Raw genomic sequence first — 2,626 nt, 5'->3', positions numbered from 1 at the left:
TGCGACTTGCTCCCAGGGTTGGGGCGATCGCGCTAGGAGTTGAATCAGCCGATGAACCGTTGGGTGTTGCTTCAGGGCGTACCATAAAAAGCGGTGAACCCGCTCAGCAACAGGTGCTGTAGCCGCTTGGCAGCGGGCGTGACGGAGCGGTTCTGGTGGCACAATGTAGCTCAATTCCTGTTCCCACTGGTCTAGGGAGGCATTGAGGTCAGGCAGGGTCAAGTTGTAAAAGTAGTCATAGACCTCTTCCTCAGCCAAGCCCTCTGGTAAAGCATAGGGAGTTCCCAGGCGTTCGGTGGCAGAGACACGATCGCCACGTATCACCTGGCTAAAGGGTTCTCCAAACAGTTCTTGGGCAAATTGAATAACAGTTGAATCAACGCTGCGATCGCCTAAACTAGCGCTGGTGGCAATGCAACGGATTTTACCCGGTTCAGCTTTGACGGCAGCTTTCAGCCGTTTGATCAGCATGGAAACTTCTGTTCCCGTCGAGCCGTTGTAGGAGTGGGCTTCGTCAACGATCAGCATGGTGAAGCAGTTGGCCGATCGCTCAAAGATGGTCTGGCGTTCCACCGGGCGAATCAGCATGTGCTCCAGCATGGAGTAGTTAGTGACCAAAATATGGGGTGGAGATTCTTGAATTTGCTCCCGCGACAGCACTTGCACCTTTTGCACCATCTCACAAGCTCTTTGAACCACCTTTCTGCGCCGATCACCCGACAAGCATTCTTGCCAATCCGCCTGTTCTGATTCTGGAATCAGGGCCAGGAGTTCTTCATCGCTGTAGGTGCCTAGCTCATCTGCTAATGCTTGTTGAGCCGCTTTAGTCTTTTGCTGGGTGCGGCTGGTATAGAAACCAAACTTGATCAGGGGCCGTTCAGCGTCTTGGCGGCAGAGTAAGAGACGCAGCCGTTTCACCTGATCGTTCACCAAGGCATTCATCGGATAGAGAATTAATGCCCGCACCCCAGCAATCTGCAACTCAGCCTCTTCCTTGAGCAACCGGTCGAGCATTGGTAACAGGAAGCATTCAGTCTTACCGGAACCAGTTCCAGTTGCCACGATAATGTTTTCCCGCTGTTCAACCACAGCCTTTACCGCCACAGCTTGGTGTTGATAAAGGGGGCGATCGGCCCAAAATAATCGCGCCATTTCGGGATGCAACACCCCCTCAGCCACTAGGTCTGCCACGCTCAAGTCTGGGCGATAGGGTTGGGCACCTTCTAGATAGGGCACCTGCCAAATGCTCCCTGGCTGGTTGAGCGCGTGTTTCAGCTTGTCGCGAAGAGAATGATCCCGCAAGGGGTAAGCCGTGAGCAAGTACCGAATGAAGTCTTCACGGGGCTGCCGAGTGGCGGCAATCGGGTCAAGGTAGTGGGTCATAACAGGTCACAGTTGCATCCTAAACGTTGGAAAACTACACGAACGAGAGATTTGTGAGTTGGTGGCACTTGGTATACACGGCGCTCCCCCTCACAGGGTTCCAGAAATTGCTGACACCACCGGTGGTAAGCATAGGGTAACCAAATGGTTTTGAGATTGAGTCGTTCATTTTGGTCTAACACGAGGCGGAGGGGTTGCTGCTCGCGGCGATCGAGGTAAAAAATTGCGTAGATGGCTGCATCCTGATAAAGCACATAAAATTGGTTAGCCACAAACCAGAAGTATTGATAATCTTTACCATTAGCGTTTTCAAGTTTCCTCAGTAAGCTTTCGTTCTGAGGCAATTGAGCATCAAGTTGCTGCCAGCGATCGTCCTGCTCAGCATAGGCAGGACAATAGCACTGGAGTTCTGTCTGCTCTAAGGATAATTCGTAGGGTGAAAGTGACGATCGCCAGGGTTTTTCAGGCATCGGTAACTCACTCACCAAATCATCTAAGGTCAGCAACCGGATTCGTTTAGCTTGCAGACGTTCCTTGGCCCGTTCAAAGCTGACTAATTTAGGATGCAACTTCTCCTCGGTTGGGGGCTGCTGGGTTTTAAGAATTGTGTGAGCCAGAGGCAGATAGGCGCGATCGCCCCGAAACCGCAATCCTACAAAGTTTTCTGGACTAGTGGCTAGTAAGCTTGGCGGAGCCACACAGTACTGATTGCCTGTCGCTCTCAATAGCTCTCCTTGGTCTTCGAGCGACTGCAATGCCATTTGAACCTCCTGCCGGAGTTGTTCCTCTGGGTAGTCTGGTTGAACCGATTGACGGAGCAAAGACAGTACCTGGGTTTTGCGCAAGGTAGCAGGTAAGGCCGGCTGTCCTGGTTGACGATGCTGACTCAAGAGTCGCACAATAATCTGAGATGGCGAGGTTTTGATCCTATCACTAGCCAAATGTTTTGACTCAGTCATCATCGACCTCCTGATCCACATTGTCCAGCGTTACAGGTTCTCGACTCAGCCAATCGAAGTCATCCATTTGCTTAAGGTAGGCATGTGCTTGTTCACGATCGCCAAGGGTGATGATCGCCAGGTTGCGCTTCTCTGGGTTAGGGTGGGGTTGAAATCCTAAAATTAAATGCCAGAGATTGTTCTGAGCCACTGTTTCTTGCAATTTCTTTTCAAAGTCACCGCGTTTGCTCTTAACGATACCGATGGTGTATTGTTGTCCGGGTATGGGGTTTGAAATCGACTTT

3 protein-coding genes are annotated in these 2,626 nt (G+C 51.4%); all 3 read right to left on the bottom strand.

Annotated elements, in window-relative coordinates:
* The coding region (locus NZ772_17070) for a DEAD/DEAH box helicase (protein ID MCS6815268.1) at positions 1–1,383 on the bottom strand (1,383 nt) is incomplete at its 3' end.
* Positions 1,380–2,345, bottom strand: coding sequence for a hypothetical protein (locus tag NZ772_17065; protein ID MCS6815267.1), 966 nt, complete (start codon positions 2,343–2,345; stop codon positions 1,380–1,382). The genes NZ772_17070 and NZ772_17065, both read right to left, overlap by 4 nt.
* Positions 2,335–2,626, bottom strand: a 292-nt coding sequence (locus NZ772_17060; protein MCS6815266.1) for a hypothetical protein, incomplete at its 5' end; no start/stop codon positions are given. The genes NZ772_17060 and NZ772_17065, both read right to left, overlap by 11 nt.

The sequence above is a fragment of the Cyanobacteriota bacterium genome (genome assembly GCA_025054735.1).
Taxonomy (GTDB): domain Bacteria; phylum Cyanobacteriota; class Cyanobacteriia; order SKYG9; family SKYG9; genus SKYG9.
The sequence above is the reverse complement of the archived record's forward strand: the minus strand, read 5'-3'. Positions and strand labels throughout refer to the sequence as shown.